Here is a 19,973-nt window from a genome sequence, read left to right as displayed (position 1 = left end):
CTGCTTCAGAAGACGTAGCGGTGGTACTGCGACATGTTCGCCACCGCCGGAATCACCGCCATCGCCTTACCCAGTGCCCGGTAGCGGCGAGGAAGCAGGCGAAAGGTGTCCGACTCGAACCAGCGCACCCACTCCACCAGCCGGGTGCCCGGCACCGCGGTCAGAATGTCGCTGGGCCCATTGATCGCCCAGTGCAGCGTGGCGCCGGCGCGACGCACCACCGTATTGGACCACTGAGTCTTGATACCCAGCCAGTTGAAGGCGTCGAACTGTACCTCCCCGCTCGGAAAGCGCTCGACTATGCGGCGAAGCAACCCGACGCCGTCCTGCTCGGTGAGGTACATGGTCAGGCCTTCGCCGAGCATCAATGTCGGCCGTTCGGTGGGGATCTCGGCGAGCCAGGCCGGGTCGGTCACCGACGCTGCCACCACGTGGTTACCCTGCCGTGCTGGAAGTAGCTGCCGGCGCAGCTCGGCGACGGCAGCGTAATCGATGTCGTACCAGTCGATTCCCGGCCCCGGCTCCAGCCGGAAGTATCTGGCGTCCAGCCCGCAACCCAGGTGCAGCACGACGGCACTCGGGTGCTCCACCAGGAACCGGCGGGTCCAGTCGTCGAAATGCGCGGTGCGAGTGGTCACCGACGGTGAGCGGGCAGCGGTGATGGACGTCGTGGACCAGTCGTAGTCGATGCGGGCCACCGCCTCTTTGGCGAAACGATCGCCCAGGATCGGGGCAGGCAGGTCGGCATCGAGCGCCTTGGCGTACAGCGTGGCGAGCATGGTCTGCGGGGCACCGCGCAGATCCACCCGCGTCTTGTCGTCGGTCATGACAGTCCAGGCTAGCGCCGTCGCGTGCTCGGCGCACCGGCTGAACGGCGCCCGGCGTGGCGTTCAGCCCTCAGGTGATCCACTGTCGCTCAACGGCTTTGACCAACATGCCCGGGCTCGGGAAGGCGTGACGACGGTCGAAACCGTCGCTGACCACCGCGACCATTGAGACGGTGTGCCGGGAGAAGTCGACCAGCGCGTTGGCGATCTCACCGCGCAACGGCACCGACGTTTCGACGATCCGGGTGATGCGCACGCGCGGTCAGTCCTCCTGGTGTGTCAGTCCGCCCTCCGCAGAATAGCCTCGGCGTGCCGCAGCACCGGCGAGTCCACCATCTGGCCTTCGAACGCGAACACCCCGCGCTCGGTCTGTGCGGCCGCGAGCACCCTTCGCGCCCAATCGATTCGCTCCGGTGCGGGCCGGTAGGCGTCGCGGACCACCGCGATCTGGGTCGGATGGATGCACACCGTGGCCGCGAATCCGACCGCCGCGCCGTCCAGCGCTTCGGCCTTGAGACCGTCGAGGTCGCCGATGTTGAGGTACACCGCGTCGAGTGCGGCCCGGTCGAACGCGGACGCCGCCAGCAGCACCGTCGAGCGGGCGTGGCGGGCGAAGTCCCGATAGGTGCCGTCGGCATGCCGACTCGAGCCGCCGCCCATGGCGGCCACCAAGTCTTCGGCTCCCCACATCATCGCGACGCATCCCTGCGCGGCCGCGATCTCGGTGGACAACACCACACCGCGCGGGGTCTCCAGAAGCGCGACCACCTTCCGGGGCGCCAACGCTTCGACCTGAGCGGCCGACTCGGTCTTGGCGAGCATCACCGTGGTGTAGGCGGTGTCGGCCAGTGCCTGCAGGTCGCGCGCCTGATCCTCGGTGCCGGCCGGGTTGACCCGCACCACCGTGCGCTCCGGGTCAAGTGGCGTGTCGCGCAACGCCTCCCGAGCAGCCGGCCGGTCGGCGGCGGCCACACCGTCTTCCAGGTCCAGGATCACCACGTCGGCCACCGCGGCAGCTTTGGCGTAACGCTCCGGGCGGTCCGCCGGGCAGAACAGCCAGGCCGGGCCGGCGCTCACTGTGCGTCCCCGGCGGGCTTTTTGCGCACCAGCGTGGTGCGCACCGCACGGGCGACGATGTCGCCGTTCTGGTTGCGTCCGAGGTGTTCCAGCGTCACGATGCCCTCCCCCGGACGGCTCTTGGATTCGCGTTTGTCGGTGCAGACCGTCTCGGCGTAGAGGGTGTCCCCGTGGAACACCGGCTTGGGAAACGACACCTCGGAGAAGCCGAGGTTGGCCACGATGGTGCCGAGGGTGAGTTGCGCGACCGACAGCCCGACCATGGTGGACAGCGTCAGCATCGAGTTCACCAGCCGCTCACCGCGGAACCCGGGCTGCTCGGCGGCCCAGGCCGCGTCCAGGTGCAGCGACTGGGTGTTCATGGTCAAGGTGGTGAACAGCACGTTGTCGGCTTCGGTGAGGGTGCGGCCGGGCCGGTGTGCGTAGGTGGTGCCGATCTCGTATTCCTCGAACCACAACCCGCGCTGCTCTACGGTCTTGCTCTGGTTGTCGGTCATCGTCACAGCCCCAACGATCGTGCGATCAGCATGAGCTGCACCTCGGTGGTGCCCTCGCCGATCTCCAGGATCTTGGAATCCCGGTAGTGCCGGGCCACCGGGTATTCGTTGATGAAGCCGTAGCCGCCGTGAATCTGGGTGGCGTCGCGGGCGTTGTCCATCGCGGCCTCCGAGGAGATCATCTTGGCGATCGCCGCCTCCTTTTTGAACGGCTTGCCCGCCAACATCTTCGCCGCGGCGTCGTAGTAGGCGGTGCGGGCAACGTGCGCGCGGGCCTCCATCCGGGCGATCTTGAAGCTGATCGCCTGATAGGAGCCGATGGTCTGGCCGAACGCCTCGCGTTCACCGGCATATTTGACGCTTTCGTCGACGCAGCCCTGCGCCACCCCGGTGGCCACCGCGGCAATGGCGATGCGGCCCTCGTCGAGGATCGACAGGAAGTTCGCGTAACCCCGACCTTCCTCGCCGAGCAGATTCGCCTCGGGGACACGGGCATCGACGAAGGTGAGCGGGTGCGTGTCGGAGGCGTTCCAGCCCACCTTGTTGTAGGCCGGCTCCACGGTGAAACCCGTTGTGCCGGACGGCACGATGATCGTGGAGATCTCCTTGCCGCCATCGGGACGGGTGCCGGTGACGGCGGTGACCGTCACCAGCGAGGTGATGTCGGTGCCGGAGTTGGTGATGAACTGCTTGGTGCCGTTGATGATCCAGTCGCCGTTGTCCCGCCGCGCGGTGGTGCGGGTGCCCCCGGCATCCGAGCCGGCGCCCGGTTCGGTCAGACCGAAGCCGGCCAACGCGCGACCGGTGACCAGATCCGGCAGCCATTGCTGCTTCTGATCCTCGGTGCCGAACCGGTAGATCGGCATCGCCCCAAGTCCTACCCCCGCTTCCAGGGTCATCGCCACGGACTGGTCGACCTTGCCGAGTTCCTCCAGCGCCAAGGCCAGCGCGAAGTAGTCGCCGCCCATGCCGCCGTACTCCTCGGGGAAGGGCAGCCCGAACAGGCCCATCTCCCCCATCTTGCCGACGACCTCGTAGGGGAAGCTGTGTTCCTCATCGTGTTTGGCGGCCACCGGAGCCACCACGGTGCGGGCGAAATCAGCGACGGTGTCGCGGAGTTCCTGGTATTCCTTCGGCAGACTCCCTGCCGTAATGGTCGTCATTGCTGCTTGTCCTCACTCACCTCGGGGATCAGACGGGCCAGTACCTGGTCCACGGCCACCTGATCGCCAACCGACACCAACAGCTCCACCCGGCCGCTGATCGGCGCGGCCAGGGTGTGCTCCATCTTCATCGCTTCGACCACCACCACCGGATCGCCTTCCGCCACGGGCGATTCCGACTCGACGTGCAGCGCGATCACGCTGCCCGGCATCGGGCTGACGATCTCGGCGCTGCGGGTGCCGCCACCGCGCTGCACCCGCACCACTTCTGCTTCTCGCAGCTGCCAGGTCCCGCGCTCATCGGAGATCCACAGATGTCCATCGGATTCGGCGAAGCCGTAGTGCCGTCGCTGCCCGGCTACCGTCGCGACCAGCCGGTCACCCTCGACTTCGACGCTGGCGTCGTGGATCTCGCCGTCGCCGATCTGAACCCGCGCTGCCGCGGGTAGTCCCCACACCGAAACCGTCTCCGAGCGCAGCGGGGTGCGCATATCGGTGCGCACCGGCGCCGCAGCGCCGATCCGCCAGCCGCTCGGGGCGGCCCACAGCGATTTCGGCGCGGTTTCCCTCGCTGAGCGAGCACTATCGCGCCGAAATCGCCCGGCGAGCGCCCACTGGCGATACAGACCGGCCGCGGCCAGCACGTCATCGGGCGCGGGCAGCGGTGCGAAGTCGGCCGACCGCAAGTCCAGCAGTTCGGTGTCCAGGTCGCCGGCGATCACCCGCTCGTCGGCCAGCAGGAAGCGCAGGAACTCGATGTTGGTCTGCACCCCGAACACCGCGGTGCCGGCCAGTGCCGCGTCCAGTCGCGCGAGCGCCTGGGCCCGATCGGTGCCGTGGGCGATCACCTTGGACAGCATCGGGTCGTAGTCGCTGCCCACCACGGTGCCGGCCTGCAACGAGGAGTCCACCCGCAGCCCCGGTCCGGACAGCTCGTGCACCGCCAGCACCCGCCCGCCGGTGGGCAGGAAGCCGCGCGCCGGGTCCTCGGCGTAGACCCGGGCCTCGATCGCATGCCCGGTGAGGGTGATCTGGTCCTGGGTGAAGGCCATCTTCTCGCCGTCGGCCACCCGTACCTGCCATTCGACGAGATCCAGACCGGTGATCGCCTCGGTGACCGGGTGTTCCACCTGCAGCCGGGTGTTCATCTCCATGAAGAAGAACTCGTCCGGACGGTCCGCGGAGACGATGAACTCCACCGTGCCGGCGCCGGCATAGTCGACGCTGCGGGCGGTGTTGCAGGCCGCCGCGCCGATCCTGGCGCGAGTGTCGGCATCCAACAGCGGCGACGGCGCCTCCTCGATCACCTTCTGGTGGCGACGCTGCAGGCTGCATTCCCGCTCGCCGAGGTGCACCACGCTGCCGTGGGTGTCGGCCAGGATCTGAACCTCGATGTGGCGCGGCCGCAGCACGAATCGCTCCAAGAACAAGGTGTCGTCGCCGAACGCCGAGGCCGCCTCCCGCCGTGCGGTGCCCAGCGCCGCCCGCAGCCCGCCCGGTTCTTCGACCAGGTGCATGCCCTTGCCGCCGCCGCCGGCCGACGGCTTGATCAGCACCGGGTAGCCGATCTCGCCCGCCGCGGCCACCAGGTCGCCGTCGGACAGACCGGGTTTGGCGATACCCGGAACCACCGGAACCTCAAAGGCGGTGACGGTGTTCTTCGCCGAGATCTTGTCGCCCATCACCTCGATTGCCCGCGCCGGCGGACCGATGAATACCACTCCCGCGCGTTCGCAGGCGGCGGCGAATCCGGCGTTCTCGGAGAGGAATCCGTAGCCGGGGTGAATCGCCTGGGCGCCGGTGGTCGCAGCGGCCCCGAGCACAGCAGGAATCGACAGGTAGCTCTCGCCCACCGGGGCGGGCCCGAGCCGCACCGCGGTGTCGGCCTCGCGCACATGCAATGCCCCGGCGTCGGCGTCGCTGTAGACCGCCACCGAGCGAATACCCATCCGACGCAGGGTTCGGATCACCCGGACGGCGATCTCACCACGGTTGGCCACCAATACGGACTCAAACATTGTCACTCACATCCGGAAGACGCCGTAGGAGACCGGATCCAGCGGCGCATTCGCACACACCGAAAGGGCCAGTCCCAGCACTGTTCTGGTGTCGGCGGGGTCGATGATCCCGTCGTCCCACAACCTGGCGGTCGAGTAGTACGGGTTGCCCTGCGCCTCATACTGCTCGCGGATCGGGGCTTTGAACGCGTCCTCCTCGGCGGGCGACCACGGCTTGCCGGCGGCCTCGAGCTGTTCGCCGCGCACGGTGGCCAACACCGAGGCGGCCTGTTCGCCGCCCATCACCGATATCCGGGCATTCGGCCACATCCACAGGAAACGTGGCGAATACGCCCGCCCGCACATCGAGTAGTTGCCCGCCCCGTAGGACCCGCCGATCACCACCGTCAGCTTGGGCACTCGCGCGCAGGCCACCGCGGTCACCATCTTGGCGCCGTGCTTGGCGATGCCGCCGGCCTCGTAGTCGCGGCCGACCATGAAGCCCGCGATGTTCTGCAGGAACACCAGTGGAATCGAGCGCTTGTCGCACAGTTCGATGAAGTGCGCTCCCTTGACCGCGGATTCGCCGAACAGCACCCCGTTGTTGGCGATGATCCCCACGGGATGCCCGTGGATGCGTGCGAACGCGGTCACCAGGGTCTTGCCGTATTCGGCCTTGAACTCGCTGAACTCACTGCCGTCGACCAGCCGTGTGATCACCTGTCGCACGTCGTAGGGCACCCGCGGGTCGGGCGGAACCACGTCGTAGAGCCCGGACGGGTCATGCCGAGGCTCGACGGAATCCGCTATATCCCAAGGGCTTTCGATCCGAGGGCCGAAGGTCGCCGCGATCTGCCGCACGATGCGTAGCGCGTGTTCATCGTCGTCGGCCAGGTAGTCGGTGACCCCCGAGACGCGCGAGTGCAGGTCACCGCCGCCGAGTTCTTCGGCGGTCACCACCTCTCCGGTGGCGGCCTTCACCAGGGGCGGGCCGCCCAGGAAGATGGTGCCCTGCTCCCGGACGATCACCGCCTCGTCGCTCATCGCCGGCACGTAGGCGCCACCCGCGGTGCACGATCCCAGCACCGCCGCGATCTGCGGGATGCCCAATGCGCTCATGGTGGCCTGGTTGTAGAAGATCCGGCCGAAATGCTCACGGTCGGGGAACACCTCGTCCTGGCGGGGCAGAAACGCGCCGCCGGAATCCACCAGATACAGGCACGGCAGCCGGTTGCCCAGCGCGACCTCTTGGGCGCGCAGATGCTTTTTGACCGTCACCGGATAGTAGGTGCCGCCTTTGACGGTGGCGTCGTTGGCGACGATCACGCACTCCCGCCCAGAGACCCGCCCGATCCCGGTGATGATCCCGGCTCCGGGGCACTCGTCGTCGTACATGCCGTCGGCAGCCAGCGGGGCCAGCTCCAGGAAGGGGCTGCCCGGGTCCAGCAGCCGGTCGACCCGGTCGCGGGGGAGCAGCTTGCCGCGGGCGACGTGCCGCTCCCGGGAGCGCTCGTTGCCGCCGAGCGCGGCCGCCGCCAGCTTGGCGTTGAGTTCGGAGACCAGGCGCCGGTGCTCGTCGGCGAAAGTCGGCGCGGTCATGACGCGTTCGAAAGATTCAGCGGTGCGCCGGTTTTGGCGACGACCTCCTCGACGGTGACACCCGGCGCGGTCTCGATCAAATCCAGGCCCGCTTCGGTGACGTCGATGACGGCCAGGTCGGTGATGATCCGGTCGACGCAGCGCGCACCGGTGAGCGGTAACGTGCACTGCTCGACGATTTTGGCACTGCCGTCCTTGGCGGCGTGTTCCATCATCACGATCACCCGCCGCGCTCCGTGTACCAGGTCCATCGCGCCGCCCATGCCCTTGATCATCTTGCCGGGAATCATCCAGTTGGCCAGGTCGCCGGTCGCCGAAACCTGCATGGCGCCAAGGACTGCCACGTCCAGGTGACCACCGCGGATGACTCCGAACGAAGCGGACGACGAGAAGAAGGACGCCCCGGGCAGCACGGTCACCGTTTCTTTGCCGGCGTTGATCAGGTCGGCGTCAAGGTCCTCGGGCAACGGGTACGGTCCGACGCCGAGGATTCCGTTCTCCGAGTGCAGCACCACGTTGATGCCGTCGGGAATGTGGTTGGGAATCAAGGTGGGCAGCCCGATCCCGAGGTTGACGTACTGTCCGTCGCACAGTTCGGCGGCCACCCGTGCGGCCAACTCGTCTCTGGTGAGGGTCATGCGCGCACCGTCTCCCGCTCGATTCGCTTGACCGGATCGGGCACATGCACCACCCGGTGTACGAAAACCCCCTGGGTGTGTACCTCGGCGGGGCAGATCTCGCCGGGTTCGACCAGGTGCTCGACCTGCGCGATGGTAATGCGGCCCGCCGCAGCGCATTCCGGGTTGAAGTTGGCGGCGGCTTCGCGGTAGACCAGGTTCCCGTGCCGGTCGCCCTTCCAAGCGTGCACCAGGGCGAAGTCGGTGCGGATCGCGCGCTCCAGAACATAGGTGCGTCCGTCGAAGTCGCGGGTCTCCTTGCGTGGCGAGGCCACCGCCACCCCGCCGTCACCGTCGTACCGCCACGGCAGGCCGCCGTCGGCCACCTGGGTCCCCACACCGGTGGGTGTGTAGAACGCCGGGATACCCGCGCCGCCCGCGCGCAGCCGTTCGGCCAGCGTGCCCTGCGGGGTCAGCTCGACTTCGAGCTCACCGGAGAGGAACTGGCGGGCGAACTCCTTGTTCTCGCCCACATAGGAGCTGACCGTCCGACGAATTCTTTTGTGCTCCAAGAGCACTCCCAGGCCGATGCCGTCAACGCCGCAGTTGTTGGAAACGGTCTCCAGATCGGTGACGCCGAGCTGCAACAAGGCGTCGATCAACGCCTCCGGAATGCCACAGAGCCCGAACCCGCCCACCGCCAGGGACGCACCGTCGGTCACGTCGGCCACGGCTTGCGCCGCCGTCGCGACGACCTTGTCCATCGCCACCCGCGCCTCCTCGATTTCAGTTAATGTTGATTAACTGATGCCAGAGAATACCATTCTCTAGCCGCGCTGTCAGCCGTCGGCCAAATGCTCGATCGCCTGCCGGCGCATCTCGTCCTTGCGGACCTTGCCGGTCACCGTCATCGGAAAGTCATCGACGACCCGCAGATAGCGCGGCACCTTGAAGTGCGCCAACCGGCCGGCGCAGAAGTCCCGCAACATTTCGGCCGTCAACGACGTCGCCTCGTCGCGCAGCCTGACCACTGCCATCAGTTCCTCTCCGTAGGTCGCATCGGGCACCCCGATGACCTGGACGTCGAGGATGTCGGGGTGACCGTGGAGGAATTCCTCGATCTCACGCGGGTAGATGTTCTCCCCGCCCCGGATCACCATGTCCTTGATGCGCCCGGTGATTCGCACATAGCCGTCGTCGTCCATGACCGCCAGGTCGCCGGTGTGCATCCAGCCGTCGGCGTCGATGACCTCGGCGGTCGTCTCCGGGTCGTCCCAGTAGCCGGTCATCACCGCATAACCACGGGTGCAGAACTCGCCGGTCTGCCCGCGCGGCACCACCTGACCGGTGATCCGATCGCTGACCTTGATCTCCAGGTGTGGTCCAACACGCCCGACCGTTTCGACCCGGCGTTCCAATGAGTCGTCGGCGCGGGTCTGCGTCGACACCGGCGAGGTCTCGGTCATGCCGTAGCAGATCGCGACCTCGGCCATGTGCATGTCGTCGATCACCCGCCGCATCACCTCGGCCGGACACGGCGACCCGGCCATGATCCCGGTGCGCAGGCTGCTCAGGTCGTAGTCGGCGAAGTCGGCCAGGCCCAACTCGGCGATGAACATGGTGGGCACGCCGTACAGGCTGGTGCACGCCTCGTCCTGGACGGCACGCAGCGTAGCCGCCGCGTCGAAGCCGGCGGCCGGGATGACGATGGCCGCGCCGTGGCTGGTGGCAGCCAGATTGCCCATCGTCAGGCCGAAGCAGTGATAGAACGGGACCGGCAGGCAGATCCGGTCGGATGCGGTGTAGCCGAGCAGTTCGCCGACCAGATAGCCGTTGTTGAGGATGTTGCGGTGAGTGAGCGTGGCAGCTTTCGGGTAACCCGTTGTGCCCGAGGTGTATTGAATGTTGATCGGATCCTGCGGGTCCAGCGTCACGGTACGCTGCGCCAGGGCCGTGGCATCGACCGGAGTGCCCGCGAGTTCCCGCCAGCGGGTATCGCCGATGATCACCGTCTCGCGCAGCTGCGGACAGCCCGGGGCGGCCTCCCGCAGCATTCCGGCATAATCCGAGGTCTTGAAACGCGAAGCCGCGATGACCATCGCCATCCCCGACTGCCCTAGTGCGTGGGCCAATTCGTGGGAGCGGTAGGCGGGATTGACGGTGACCAGTACCGCCCCGATCTCGGAGGTGGCGTACTGCGTCAGCACCCACTCGGCGCAGTTGGGCGCCCAGATGCCCACCCGGTCCCCCGCCACGACACCCGCCTGGATCAGGCCACTGGCCAGCCGCCGCACGTCATGGACGAACTCGGCGTAACTCCAGCGCCGACCCGACGAAACATCAACCAGTGCATCACGATCCGGGAAGGCCGCGGCGCTGGCCGCCAGATTGACCCCGATGGTCGTGGTCAGCAGAGCGAGCGAAGTCTCGCCGCGGTCATAGGACGGCGCACCGCGTGAGCTGGTTCCCGCGGTTGCCATCGGGCCTCCACCGTTGCGCCCGAGACCGGCTCGGATTCCGTCGATGAGTGTTACGTTAGTGACCATTAACTCAGCTGTCCACGATGAGCGGAGGCGTCATGGCAGCGTCCGCCCAGGCCGATGATGACGAACCGGTCAACCGGCGCAGTCGGCTGAAATCCGACCGGCGCAGCCAGTTGCTGGCCGCAGCCGAGCGACTCTTCGCCCAGCGCGGCTTTCTCGCGGTGCGACTGGAGGACATCGGTGCCGCGGCCGGGGTCAGCGGGCCTGCCATCTACCGGCACTTCCCCAACAAGGAAGCACTGCTGGTCGAGTTGCTGGTCGGCATCAGTACCCGGTTGCTCGCCGGTGCACGCGCCGTCGAAGCGGGTGGCCAGAGTCCGGAAACGGTGCTGGGCGGCCTGGTCGACTTTCATCTGGATTTCGCGTTCGGGGAGCCGGACCTGATCCGCATCCAGGACCGCGATCTGGCGCATCTGCCGGCCGGGGCGCAGCGCCAGGTGCGCAGCGCCCAGCGCCAATACGTGGAGGTCTGGGTGGCGGTGTTGCGTGCGCGGCACGACGGACTGGACGAGGCCGACGCCCGGATGATGGCGCATGCGGCCTTCGGCCTGCTGAACTCGACGCCGCACAGCATGAAGCCCACCGGGGCCCGGCCGGCCGCCCCGGAACGCTCGCGAGCGGTGTTGCGGGCGATGACGATCAGCGCACTGGACGCCGCCGGGAGTTGACCGCCCTGCGCGGCGTCACCGCCGCAATCCGCCCGGCGCAGGTACCCTGCAATCCATGAGGTGGGCATGACGGATCCGTATCAGCCGGAGGGTTCCGATCACTACTGGCGGGGCCAGACCTCGCCTCAGGGGCCCTACGAGCCACCGACCACCGGCATTCCGTCCCAGGTGGATCCGGCCTATGCCGGCCAGGTTCCGATGTATCCGTCCGGCTATTCGCCGCAGGTGCCACACCCGACTGCCGAACTGCCGCGCCAAGATTGGGATATCCCGCAACCCCCCAGCGGCGGCCCGGCCGGCGGCGGCCCACCCGAGCCCCCGCGCTTCCCCAACTGGTTGTGGCTGGTGGCCGGGGCGGCGGTGCTGTTGGTCGTCGGCATGGTGATCGCCCTGGTGATCGCCAATGGGTCACAACGGAATTCGGCCACGCTTACACCGGTCACCCCGCTGCCGACCGCTCCGAGTGTGCCGGTTCCCCCGCGCACATCCACCACCACCGCGCCCCCGCGGACATCGGCGCCGGAGACCACGCCGAGCGCCCCGAGCACCACACCACCGACGACGTCGACCACCGCCGGGGTTCCCGAGACCATCGTCTACCGGGTCACCGGGACCGGAAAGGTGCTAAGCATCGCCTATCTGGACACCGGCGGTGTGCTCAAGACCGACTTCAACGTGACCCTGCCGTGGAGCAAGGAGGTCACCCTGGTTCCGCCGGCGACCACGGCCGCGGCGGTCACCGTGGTGAACTTCGGTGAGCAGATCACCTGTTCGTTGACGGTGGACGGGACCCTGGTCCGTGAGCGCACGGGCAGCATCCTGACGGTCTGCGCGGCGGCCGCCTGACGGTTCAGCCGCGCGGTACCCGCACGGCCAGCATCGCCAGCAGGCCGATCCCCAGCACGGTGCACAACCCGCCCATGCCGGCCCGGTCGGTGTGAAACACGTCGACGAAGACCGAGAACAGCCAGGGCGCCAGGAACGACACGGCCCGGCCGGTCATCGTGTAGAGGCCGAAGGCGACGCCTTCGAACCCCTCCCGGCCCTGCTGCGCCATCCGCAGCAGCAGTGTGCGCGCCGAGGATTGGGTCGGCCCGATGAACAGGCACAGCAGTAGCCCGCAGACCCAGAACGCCTTCGGCCCGGACAACGCCATCAGGGTCGTTCCGGCGGCGACCATCGCCACCAGCGACCCGACGATCACCGTCTTGGATCCGATCCGGTCGTCGAGCAGGCCCCCGGCGATCGCCCCGACGGCGGCCACCACGCTGGCGACCACCCCGAAGATCAACACATCGCCCGACGAGATGCCGTACACGTTGACCCCCAACACCGCGCCGAAGGCGAACACCCCGGCCAACCCGTCCCGGAAGATCGCACTGGCGATCAGGTAGAAGACCAGATTGCGGTCGCGATGCCATTCGGTGCTGATGTCGCTCCACAGCCGACGGTAAGCGCCGAACAGCCCCAGCCGCGGCGGCAGCTCCTCGTCGTCGGCGGCCATCCGGTGGGCGCTGAAGACCAGCGGTAGCGCGAACACCGCCAGCCACGCCGCGGCCAGCAGCATCGCCGCCCGCACGTTGACCCCGTCGTGGGTGGGCAGACCCAGCAGGCCCCGATGCGGGCCGTCCCCGGAGATGAAGCCCACATAGACCAACAGCAGCAGCACCACGCTGCCTCCGTAGCCCGCCGCCCAGCCGAATCCGGAGATCCGCCCTGCGTTTGTCGGCGTCGACACCTGCTTGAGCATGGCGTTGTAGGGGACGCTGGCCAGATCACCGCAGGCGGCGGTCAGCGCCAGCAGCGCCAGCCCCGGCGCCAGATAGGCCGGCGATTCGCGGATCAGGCTCATCGACGCGATCAGCAGCACCGCGGTGCCGGTCAGCGCCGCCAGGGTCACCCGCCGGCGGTGTGGCCCGGCCACCCACACCCCGACCACCGGCGCCACCACGGCCACGGTCAGCCCGGAGATCGCCAGCGTGCGGCCCAGCCAGCTGGCCGGGGACACCTCGCCGGGCAGATCCCGGCCAACGCTGCTGGTCAGATAGACCGAGAACACGAACGTCACCACGATCGCGCTGACCGCGGCGGCGCCGGTGTCCCACAGCGCCCATGCCACCACCTGCGACCGCCCGGACTTGACCACCGCCGGGGCACCCATGTCTGGCACTCTACGATTGCCTCATGCCAGTGCCTGCTCCCAGCCCTGACGCCCGTGCCGTTGTCACCGGAGCTTCCCAGGGAATCGGTGAGGCGTTAGCCACCGAGCTGGCCGCCCGCGGCCACGGCCTGATCATCACCGCCCGCCGCGAGGACGTGCTCAACGATGTAGCCGAGCGGCTTCGCGACAAATACCGGGTGGCCGTGGAGGTCCGCGCGGTCGACCTGGCCGATCCGGCGGCCCGCGACGTGTTCTGCACCGAGTTGGCCGGCCGCGAGATCTCGGTGCTGTGCGCCAACGCCGGCACCGCGACCTTCGGGCCGATCTCCGGACTGGACCCGGCGGCGGAGAAGGCCCAGGTGCAGCTGAACGCCGTCGCAGTGCACGACCTGGTGCTGGCCGTGCTGCCGGGCATGCTGGAGCGCAACGCCGGCGGCATCCTGATCTCGGGTTCGGTGGCCGGCAACTCACCGATTCCCAATAACGCCACCTACGCCGCGACCAAGGCTTTCGCCAACACCTTCAGCGAGTCGCTGCGCGGCGAGTTGCGCAAGACTGGCGTGCACGTGACGGTGCTGGCACCCGGGCCGGTGCGCGCCGAGATGCCTGACGCCGCCGAAGCCTCGCTGGTCGACAAGCTGATCCCGGACTTCCTGTGGATCTCCGTCCAACACACTGCCAAGCTGTCGCTGGATGCGTTGGAGCGCAACAAGATGCGGGTGGTACCGGGGGTCACATCCAAGGCCATGTCGATGGCCACCGGGTACGGCCCGCGGGCCATCGTCGCCCCGATCGTCGGTGCGGTCTACAAAAAGCTCGGCGGGGGCTAACGGCGATCGCCAGCGCGCTTGACGCTGAGGTTGAGGGGATGCCCTGTGCGGGAAGGCCATTGAGCCGACAGAAGGCTCCGGAGTCTGCGCTGCAAAGCCGCCATCCCCGGCCGTCGCTAGGAAGGCGGGCGTCTCCAGCGCTGCGGCATAGCCGTCGCTCTCGTTAGTTTTGGCGACAATGATCCGCTTTGGTATCTAACACTTCCAGTAAACCAAATTGGATTCGGTCACGACATTCAAACCGGAAGCGAACTGGTATCCGGACCAACAGAAATGCAAGTGCTAATATCATCCGGGTCGGGATTTAGCGGCTGGCTCAATTTTGCGCTCGGATTGGCCTTTCTCAAAGATTTCGACTATGTCGATAAATACGGTGCAGCTTCAATCATGGGCGTAGGACTGGGCACCGGCGGCCCCGGTCCAATCGTTACCGCGGCCCTGCCAGGAAACCTCGGCTCGGTCTTGGTCATCGACGAACCGGAACACCTCTTGGGCTTCGGAACGCCGCCTGGTGTTCACTGGACGGAATATTACGGCGATAGGCCGGGAGATGTCGATACTCCATATTCATCATTGTGGGTGAAGATCGGCGACCAGGCACCCGTGAAAGTACATGCACTTTGGGACACGGGCGGCGGCTGGGGAAACATTCCGTCAAGCGTCCTCGACGCCGGCCATCAGAACCTGATCGACGGAGGCGGCCTCAAAAATGGGGTACCGGTCGCCGCATATGGCGAAATCGACGGCGTAAGAAAACTAATATACTCGTTTGTAACGGATGCATATCACAACACCTACATCAACGATGATCCCGACATGAACACTGGATTCTTTCCATTCGTCAATAATATAATTGGGTTCTGCACGGCGGCAGGTAAATGCGACAGTTGATCCGCCATCGCGCCTAATTCTCCAGCGCCTGGCGGTGTTGGGCTCAACGCCTGCGGCGCCCGGTGCCCATTGCGCCGCGGGTGATCTGACCGACCACCACTGTAGTGACAGCACGGGTCACCTGCTTGCCCTCCCGGGTAGAGAGGAAGTGGGCGAGCCAGCGACCGAACCGCGTCCACCAGTGCACTTTCGGTGGCGGCGGCACACCGTCGTACCCCTGCGGGTCGGATGGCGGCGCGGTGCCCTCCCCCGCTGCGAGCTTGCCGGACAAGATCTCATAGGCCGACTCGCGATCCACGGTCTCGCTGTAGACGGCGTGTAGGGGGCTGGCGGTGGCCGCCGCGGTGATCGCCGAGTCACCGACGGAGGCCATCAGCGATCGCGGTGCCCGCAGCCGCGTCCAGGCGACCGGGGTGGGGGCGCCTTTCTCCGACAAGACGGTGACGATCGCCTCGCCGATCCCCAGCGACGTCAGCGCCGACTCCAGGTCGTACACCTTGGTTTTGGGGTAGGTGCGCACCGTTTTGCTCAGCGCCGCCTGGTCATCGGGGGTGAATGCACGCAACGCATGCTGAATCCGGGCGCCCAGCTGGGACAGCACGCTGTTGGGCACATCGGTGGGCAACTGAGTGCAGAAGAACACCCCGACGCCCTTGGAGCGGATCAGCTTCACGGTCTGCTCGACCTGCTGCAAGAACGCCTTCGAGGCGTCGGTGAACAGCAGGTGCGCCTCGTCGAAGAAGAACACCAAATTGGGCTTGTCGACGTCGCCGACCTCGGGAAGCAGCGTGAACAGGTCGGCGAGCACCCACATCAAGAAGGTGGAGAACAACACCGGGCGGGCAGCTTGATCGCCCAGTTCCAGCAGCGAGATGATGCCGCGGCCCTGACTGTCGGTGCGCAGCAAGTCCTCCGGTTTGAGCTCCGGCTCACCGAAGAAGGTGTCGCCGCCTTCGGCCTCCAGATTGACCAGGGCACGCAGGATCACTCCCGCGGTCTGAGCCGATACCCCGCCGAGGTTCTTCAGTTGGGGCTTGCCGGCATCGCTGGTCAAAAACGTGATGACCGAACGCAAATCCTTCAGGTCCAGCAGCAGATAACCGTTCTGGTCTGCCCAGTGGAAGATCAGTCCGAGGGTCGACTCCTGCGTGCTGTTGAGCCCCAGTACCTTCGACAACAGGATGGGTCCGAAGCTGGAAATGGTGGCGCGCACCGGGATTCCGAGACCGCCGGTCCCCAGCGAAAGAAACTCCACCGGGAAGGCCGTCGGCGTCCAGTCGTCACCGGTCTCGGTGGCGCGCTGGGTGATCTTGTCCCCGGCCTCCCCCGCCCGCGACAGCCCGGACAGGTCGCCTTTGACGTCGGCCATCAGCACCGGGACACCGGCGGCGGACAGCTGCTCGGCGATCACCTGCAACGTCTTGGTCTTGCCGGTGCCGGTGGCGCCGGCCACCAATCCGTGGCGGTTGATCGTGGCCAGCGGGATGCGGACCTGCGCGGAGGCGTCTGCGGTGTCGTCGATGACGACCGTGCCCAGTTCGAGGGCCTGGCCGTCTCCGACATAGCCCGCCGCGATCTGCTGCGCGGCGTTCGCCGCCGACTCGGGACTCACAGGTCACGACATTACTTGGCCGGTCTGTACCGCTGTGCGCCTATGGCTGCGGCGAGCGGCTAACGTTGGCTCACTGTGAGTGCTGCACGAGACGAACTGGTCTGGATCGACTGCGAGATGACCGGGCTTGACCTGGGCTCCGACAAGCTGATCGAGATCGCCGCCCTGGTCACCGACGCCGAGCTGAACATCCTCGGCGACGGTATCGACGTGGTGATTCATGCCGACGACGCCGCGCTGGACGCGATGAGCCCGGTGGTGACCGAGATGCACACCCGGTCCGGCCTGATCGAGGAGGTCAGGGAGTCGACCATCGACCTGGCGACCGCCGAGAAGATGGTGCTCGACTACATCCGGGCGCACGTCAAGCAGGCGAAGACTGCGCCACTGGCGGGCAACTCGATCGGCACCGACCGCGCCTTCCTGTCCCGCGATATGACGACGCTCAACGACTATCTCCACTACCGGATGATCGACGTGAGCTCCATCAAGGAGCTGTGTCGACGCTGGTACCCGCGGATCTACTTCGGTCAGCCCGAGAAGGGCCTGGCGCATCGCGCCCTGGCCGACATCCACGAGTCGATCCGGGAGCTCAAGTACTACCGCGGTACCGCGTTCGTGGCGCCTCCTGGGCCGTCTACCAGTGAGATCGTCGCCGTGGCGGGGGAACTTGGCCCGCCCACCGACGCGCCCGGGTAAAACGATTCGGCAGCCGAGCACCCGAGCGGTTACTATCGACGACGCTGCCTGCTGAGCTGGCAGCAATGGTGGCTGTAGTTCAGTTGGTAGAGCACCAGGTTGTGATCCTGGGTGTCGCGGGTTCGAGTCCCGTCAGCCACCCCGAGTAGAAACCCCGTCTGACCTCAGGCGGGGTTTCTTTTTGTCGGACGCTGGACAGACCCGGCTCGGCCCCGCGCCGTTGTCAGCTCGGTACAACGGCGACCGACAACCACCTCGTAAAGGACCAGTGGCCAGCCAGGCTGGCAGATCAGATCGGTTGGCGCTGAATGAAATCCGCCATACCAGGGACCGTGAACGAGACGATGCCATGCTCGGGAGCGAATATCAGCCCCTTGGCGATCAGGCTGGCTCGCATCGGACCGGTACTGCTGGCGCTGCGGCCAAGTCGGCTCGCGATATCGCCCGAGGAACTTCCGGCTTCCCCGTCTGCGGCCATCTCCCGTAAATATCGCTTCTCGGTTGGGGTGGCTCGGTCCCACCGTGCACGGTAGAACCCGGCATCGAGATCAGCTCGGCCCCGAGCTACGCCGACCCGGGCATCGGCGAGAGTGATAGTCCGCTCGGGGGCCTCGTTCCAGGATTCCTGCCCGAATTGTTGAAGGAAGTAGGGGTAGCCCGAGGCCTCCTGGGTGGCGAAGCTCACCGCATCGTCGTCCCAGCAGACCCCTTCCTGCGCGGCCGGATCGATGAGCGCCTTTTCGGCAAGATGCCGGTCGAGGTGCTCGATCCGTTCGAAAGCGAATAGCCGCTCCGCGTAGGACTTCGCCTCGGCAAGGACTCGCGGCAGGCTCGGCAATCCTGCCAACGCGAACAGGCACGGCCATCCCTGCTGCCCTGCTGTATGGGCAACCGAGCACACTGCGGTCAGTTCCTCGGGACTGAGGTCTTGTGCTTCGTCGATCAGGATTGCCAGCCCGACAGATTCCTCCCGGGCCGCCTCGGCCAAATCACGGGCCAGTTTGCCCAGGTCAGTTTCAAACACGCCGGTATCCGCACCGCCGCCGGCGGTCTCCGTGAGGTCGATGCCGAAGTTCCACGTACCGCCAAGGTCATAGGACGCCTTGAAGCTCACCGCTGTCTTGAGCCCTTTCAGCAGCCGCTTTCCAGCCGAAGGCCTCGCGAGGTCGGCAAGCGGAGCATGTAGCGCTTCACCGAGTGCTTCGCGCAAAGACTTTCCGGCCGCCGCCTCCACTTGCGCCGCAATCCAGCTTCGGTCGCGAGTGACGGCGAAGAATCGTGTGAGCAGGACTGTCTTTCCGACTCCACGCAGCCCGTATAGCACCAGCGACTGCGATGTCCGGCTCGCCTCAATCCGATCCACCGCGATCCGCCAGCGGTCAAGCTGGGCATCGCGCCCGACCAGCGCGGCAGGTGGGCGACCGGCACCAGGGGCGTACGGGTTAGAGACCGGGTCCATCGATCCTCCCAATTCTAGGGAAATATAGCCGAGTATAGAGAAAAGCTATATCTGGCTATATCTGGCTAGATATCCCTAGACTCGAGACACGACACCACTAGGGCCGCGCCGGCGACGCGATCGCCGATCAGCGGGGTAACCAGCAGGAATAATCGGCCAAACGTACGATCGCGCCGCCCGATGTTGTCGTCTCCGACCCGGCATCGGTGGGTTGAGTCAGCTTTGCTGGACAGGGCGTGCCCGGTAACTGGTCGCCACACTCGGCCCCGTTTTCCCGTCGGGTACGCCGTGGAATCTAACGAATGTGACGAATCCGGTGGTCCGCAGCGGCGAACGTGACGGCGCGGACGGCCGACCTGGACCCGATACTACAATCAATGCTGGTCAGAGAGTCTTTTGACTGCCGGCAAAGCGGGGTCGGGGGCGACGCTCCGAGCCATCGGACGTGTCGTTTCAGTCCTTGTTTGTAACGGTTCCCGGCGTGCCGGACTGGTGCAGATGTCACGTTTTGGTTACGGTTCCCTGCGTGCTCACGCAAGGACTGCTTGATCTGCGCATGAAATCTTCGGTTCTGGCGGCTACGGCTGTGTTGCCGGCCGCCGTCTTGTTGGCCGGCGGTGTCGGTGCGGAACCGGGAAACAACGAGGAACAACCGGCCGCCGGGGTCGCCGAGGCACCGCCTCCCCCGCCGGAAGAGGTTCCACCGCCTCCGCCCGAGGACGCACCCCCGCCCCCGCCCGAGGACGCACCACCACCCCCGCCGGAAGACGCACCACCGCCCCCGCCCGAGGACGCACCCCCGCCCCCGCCTGAGGAGGCGCCCGCGCCCGCTTGGGACCCGCCTCCGCCGGATGCCGGCGGCGAGGCCATGTGGTCTATGCCCGCGCCGCATGCGCTGCCGCCCGGTGTGGTCAACGAACGCGGCATGCAGGTCAAGACCATTCTGGTCGCCCGCAGCATCAGCGAGGCATTCCCAGAGATCCACAACATGATCGGCGTTCGCCCCGACGGCCAGCGCTGGCATCCCTCGGGTCTGGCCATCGACGTGATGATCCCCAACCCGGGCAGCGCCGAAGGCATCGCGCTGGGTGACCGGATCGTCGCCTACGTCCGGCAGAACGCCGGTCGGTTTGCCATGCAGGACGCCATCTGGCGCGGCACCTACTACACGCCGGCCGGACCCAGTGGCAGCGGCAATGGCCATTACGACCACGTGCACGTCACCACCTACGGCGGTGGTTACCCGAACGGCAGCGAAGAATACATCTGGGAATGATGCGCGACTGATATGTAGGGAAGTTTGTCAAGGGCAGGGTGAAGCGGCGGCCACGAC

The 19,973-nt window shown here is 66.8% G+C and carries 19 protein-coding genes and 1 tRNA gene; 7 read left to right on the top strand and 13 right to left on the bottom strand.

What is annotated here, in order from left to right; all coding sequences use genetic code 11:
• Positions 1-5: 5 nt before the first annotated feature.
• The 10 genes from K6T84_RS21990 to K6T84_RS21945 form a co-directional block, all read right to left on the bottom strand.
• Positions 6-827, bottom strand: coding sequence for a class I SAM-dependent methyltransferase (locus K6T84_RS21990; protein WP_225401730.1), 822 nt, complete (start codon positions 825-827; stop codon positions 6-8).
• A 70-nt stretch (positions 828-897) separates the two neighbouring features.
• Entirely contained in the window at positions 898-1,083 is a 186-nt protein-coding gene (locus K6T84_RS21985; RefSeq protein WP_225402098.1) for a hypothetical protein, read from the bottom strand.
• Between the two features lie 23 nt (positions 1,084-1,106).
• Positions 1,107-1,904, bottom strand: coding sequence for an HpcH/HpaI aldolase/citrate lyase family protein (locus K6T84_RS21980; protein ID WP_225401729.1), 798 nt, complete (start codon positions 1,902-1,904; stop codon positions 1,107-1,109).
• Entirely contained in the window at positions 1,901-2,401 is a 501-nt protein-coding gene (locus K6T84_RS21975; RefSeq protein ID WP_225401990.1) for a MaoC family dehydratase, read from the bottom strand. The genes K6T84_RS21980 and K6T84_RS21975 overlap by 4 nt, the downstream gene beginning before the upstream one ends.
• 2 nt (positions 2,402-2,403) lie before the next feature.
• Complete coding sequence (locus K6T84_RS21970; protein ID WP_225401728.1) at positions 2,404-3,564, bottom strand: acyl-CoA dehydrogenase family protein; 1,161 nt, start codon at positions 3,562-3,564, stop codon at positions 2,404-2,406.
• A complete protein-coding gene (locus K6T84_RS21965; protein ID WP_225401727.1) occupies positions 3,561-5,582 on the bottom strand; it encodes an acetyl/propionyl/methylcrotonyl-CoA carboxylase subunit alpha in 2,022 nt (673 codons plus the stop codon). The genes K6T84_RS21970 and K6T84_RS21965 overlap by 4 nt, the downstream gene beginning before the upstream one ends.
• Positions 5,583-5,588: 6 nt before the next feature.
• Entirely contained in the window at positions 5,589-7,160 is a 1,572-nt protein-coding gene (locus tag K6T84_RS21960; protein ID WP_224865115.1) for a carboxyl transferase domain-containing protein, read from the bottom strand.
• The gene (locus tag K6T84_RS21955) at positions 7,157-7,798 is read right to left on the bottom strand and encodes a 3-oxoacid CoA-transferase subunit B (protein ID WP_224865114.1); all 642 of its coding nucleotides are present in this window, start codon (positions 7,796-7,798) and stop codon (positions 7,157-7,159) included. Before K6T84_RS21955 ends, K6T84_RS21960 begins: the two co-directional genes overlap by 4 nt.
• Positions 7,795-8,541, bottom strand: coding sequence for a CoA transferase subunit A (locus K6T84_RS21950; protein ID WP_224865722.1), 747 nt, complete (start codon positions 8,539-8,541; stop codon positions 7,795-7,797). The genes K6T84_RS21955 and K6T84_RS21950 overlap by 4 nt, the downstream gene beginning before the upstream one ends.
• A gap of 75 nt (positions 8,542-8,616) precedes the next feature.
• Positions 8,617-10,257 carry an AMP-binding protein gene (locus K6T84_RS21945; protein ID WP_224865113.1) on the bottom strand — a complete coding sequence of 547 codons (1,641 nt, stop codon included), beginning with the start codon at positions 10,255-10,257 and terminating at the stop codon, positions 8,617-8,619.
• A 98-nt stretch (positions 10,258-10,355) separates the two neighbouring features.
• Here K6T84_RS21945 and K6T84_RS21940 point away from each other — a divergent pair, with 98 nt between their 5' ends.
• Entirely contained in the window at positions 10,356-10,988 is a 633-nt protein-coding gene (locus tag K6T84_RS21940; protein ID WP_224865112.1) for an SACE_7040 family transcriptional regulator, read from the top strand.
• A gap of 66 nt (positions 10,989-11,054) precedes the next feature.
• Positions 11,055-11,834, top strand: a complete 780-nt coding sequence (locus tag K6T84_RS21935) for an MmpS family transport accessory protein (protein WP_224865111.1) — start codon at positions 11,055-11,057, stop codon at positions 11,832-11,834.
• Positions 11,835-11,838: 4 nt separating this feature from the next.
• Here K6T84_RS21935 and K6T84_RS21930 read toward each other — a convergent pair whose 3' ends face one another.
• Positions 11,839-13,149, bottom strand: a complete 1,311-nt coding sequence (locus tag K6T84_RS21930) for an MFS transporter (RefSeq protein ID WP_224865110.1) — start codon at positions 13,147-13,149, stop codon at positions 11,839-11,841.
• Positions 13,150-13,172: 23 nt separating this feature from the next.
• Here K6T84_RS21930 and cmrA point away from each other — a divergent pair, with 23 nt between their 5' ends.
• Positions 13,173-13,979 carry a mycolate reductase gene (gene cmrA / locus K6T84_RS21925; protein ID WP_224865109.1) on the top strand — a complete coding sequence of 269 codons (807 nt, stop codon included), beginning with the start codon at positions 13,173-13,175 and terminating at the stop codon, positions 13,977-13,979.
• A gap of 147 nt (positions 13,980-14,126) precedes the next feature.
• Positions 14,127-14,870 (top strand): hypothetical protein, encoded by a 744-nt coding sequence (locus K6T84_RS21920; RefSeq protein ID WP_329786847.1) that lies wholly within the window; start codon positions 14,127-14,129, stop codon positions 14,868-14,870.
• A gap of 43 nt (positions 14,871-14,913) precedes the next feature.
• Here K6T84_RS21920 and K6T84_RS21915 read toward each other — a convergent pair whose 3' ends face one another.
• Complete coding sequence (locus tag K6T84_RS21915) at positions 14,914-16,482, bottom strand: helicase HerA-like domain-containing protein (RefSeq protein WP_225401725.1); 1,569 nt, start codon at positions 16,480-16,482, stop codon at positions 14,914-14,916.
• Between the two features lie 75 nt (positions 16,483-16,557).
• On the opposite strand from K6T84_RS21915, the gene orn reads away from it, so the two are divergent.
• Both orn and K6T84_RS21905 read left to right on the top strand, forming a co-directional pair.
• Positions 16,558-17,181: an oligoribonuclease gene (gene orn / locus K6T84_RS21910; protein ID WP_225401724.1), complete on the top strand. Its 624-nt coding sequence runs from the start codon at positions 16,558-16,560 to the stop codon at positions 17,179-17,181.
• A 68-nt stretch (positions 17,182-17,249) separates the two neighbouring features.
• Positions 17,250-17,322 (top strand) — tRNA-His (locus K6T84_RS21905).
• Between the two features lie 148 nt (positions 17,323-17,470).
• Here K6T84_RS21905 and K6T84_RS21900 read toward each other — a convergent pair.
• A complete protein-coding gene (locus K6T84_RS21900) occupies positions 17,471-18,640 on the bottom strand; it encodes an ATP-binding protein (RefSeq protein ID WP_224865092.1) in 1,170 nt (389 codons plus the stop codon).
• Between the two features lie 526 nt (positions 18,641-19,166).
• On the opposite strand from K6T84_RS21900, the gene K6T84_RS21895 reads away from it, so the two are divergent.
• Entirely contained in the window at positions 19,167-19,916 is a 750-nt protein-coding gene (locus K6T84_RS21895; RefSeq protein ID WP_329786845.1) for a VldE C-terminal domain-containing protein, read from the top strand.
• Positions 19,917-19,973 lie beyond the last annotated feature (57 nt).

Source organism: Mycobacterium zoologicum (assembly GCF_020181635.2).
GTDB lineage: Bacteria > Actinomycetota > Actinomycetes > Mycobacteriales > Mycobacteriaceae > Mycobacterium > Mycobacterium zoologicum.
The sequence above is the reverse complement of the archived record's forward strand: the minus strand, read 5'-3'. Positions and strand labels throughout refer to the sequence as shown.

Bases quoted from the DNA above. Each gene is read 5' to 3' on its own strand.
- K6T84_RS21990 (WP_225401730.1), bottom strand. From the start codon at position 827: ATGACCGACGACAAGACGCGGGTGGATCTGCGCGGTGCCCCGCAGACC.
- K6T84_RS21975 (WP_225401990.1), bottom strand. From the start codon at position 2,401: ATGACCGACAACCAGAGCAAGACCGTAGAGCAGCGCGGGTTGTGGTTC.
- K6T84_RS21970 (WP_225401728.1), bottom strand. From the start codon at position 3,564: ATGACGACCATTACGGCAGGGAGTCTGCCGAAGGAATACCAGGAACTC.
- K6T84_RS21965 (WP_225401727.1), bottom strand. From the start codon at position 5,582: ATGTTTGAGTCCGTATTGGTGGCCAACCGTGGTGAGATCGCCGTCCGG.
- K6T84_RS21960 (WP_224865115.1), bottom strand. From the start codon at position 7,160: ATGACCGCGCCGACTTTCGCCGACGAGCACCGGCGCCTGGTCTCCGAA.
- K6T84_RS21955 (WP_224865114.1), bottom strand. From the start codon at position 7,798: ATGACCCTCACCAGAGACGAGTTGGCCGCACGGGTGGCCGCCGAACTG.
- K6T84_RS21950 (WP_224865722.1), bottom strand. From the start codon at position 8,541: ATGGACAAGGTCGTCGCGACGGCGGCGCAAGCCGTGGCCGACGTGACC.
- K6T84_RS21945 (WP_224865113.1), bottom strand. From the start codon at position 10,257: ATGGCAACCGCGGGAACCAGCTCACGCGGTGCGCCGTCCTATGACCGC.
- K6T84_RS21940 (WP_224865112.1), top strand. From the start codon at position 10,356: ATGGCAGCGTCCGCCCAGGCCGATGATGACGAACCGGTCAACCGGCGC.
- K6T84_RS21935 (WP_224865111.1), top strand. From the start codon at position 11,055: ATGACGGATCCGTATCAGCCGGAGGGTTCCGATCACTACTGGCGGGGC.
- K6T84_RS21930 (WP_224865110.1), bottom strand. From the start codon at position 13,149: ATGGGTGCCCCGGCGGTGGTCAAGTCCGGGCGGTCGCAGGTGGTGGCA.
- cmrA (WP_224865109.1), top strand. From the start codon at position 13,173: ATGCCAGTGCCTGCTCCCAGCCCTGACGCCCGTGCCGTTGTCACCGGA.
- K6T84_RS21900 (WP_224865092.1), bottom strand. From the start codon at position 18,640: ATGGACCCGGTCTCTAACCCGTACGCCCCTGGTGCCGGTCGCCCACCT.